This is a genomic window from Brenneria corticis (assembly GCF_003115855.1).
GTDB lineage: Bacteria > Pseudomonadota > Gammaproteobacteria > Enterobacterales > Enterobacteriaceae > Brenneria > Brenneria corticis.
Map to the genome: position 1 here is coordinate 1 of NZ_KZ819140.1, position 796 is coordinate 796.

The following is a 796-nucleotide window of genomic DNA, read 5'->3' on the forward strand; positions in this document are numbered from 1 at the left end:
CAGAAAACCTCGGTTTTGCAGAAGAGTCGTTTTTGTATGTTGGCGGCACAGCCGCCGCTCCGCTAAAAATCAAAACATCGAGTGACTATGTTTTTGATAATCCGCATGCAGGAAAATCCGTAGCATTCATTCCGCAAATCCAAATTGCAGGTAATGACGGTGTTGTGCGATGGATAGATACATTATGGATATACGAAAATAACTATACGTGGGGAGTGAATGTCACAATAACATCAGACGGAAAGATTGGCATCTTTGCAGGTGCAGAATCGCTATTATCAAAAAACTCTGGGAACCGCTCGGGACTACCCTATGGCTTCCGGCCCCCAAACGATGCTAACGTTGTTGAAGCCCCATTCCGTTTAAGATTAATTAAATAATATCGTTTTATAGTCTGTGGCCCAACAGGGCCACTCTGTTCAACTTCATCACCGACATTGTTAGCTTGCCAGCTTGATTACTCGCAGTCGATATCCTGTGAGTGAGCCAGATGCCCACGGACTACCAATTGTATTGTCTGTTCTGATAATTCCATTGTTTCCAGTTTTAATGACGATCGTATTTTTATTTAAAAAATTTGCGGCGATACCAAATGACGACCCGGCGGCAGTACCCTCTGAAATATCATTGCTAGCTACACCCCATTCGCCACCAATCAGTAGTTCAACCTGAATTAAACAACTCAATGTATCGAACGGGCTGGCAACCTCTATGCGTTTACCTGTTGTGATAGTTGCGGGTGCGCTGGCTGTGCCACCGGGATAAATTACTGATTCTGCAAAACCGAGGTTTTCTG

1 protein-coding gene and 1 pseudogene are annotated in these 796 nt (G+C 44.3%); one reads left to right on the plus strand and one right to left on the minus strand.

Features of this window, described 5'->3' with window-relative positions; genetic code table 11:
• The coding region (locus DDT56_RS24505) for a hypothetical protein (protein WP_168197690.1) at positions 1-380 on the plus strand (380 nt) is incomplete at its 5' end.
• A gap of 60 nt (positions 381-440) precedes the next feature.
• Here DDT56_RS24505 and DDT56_RS24510 read toward each other — a convergent pair.
• Positions 441-796 (minus strand): annotated as a pseudogene (locus DDT56_RS24510) (hypothetical protein); the annotation flags it as partial.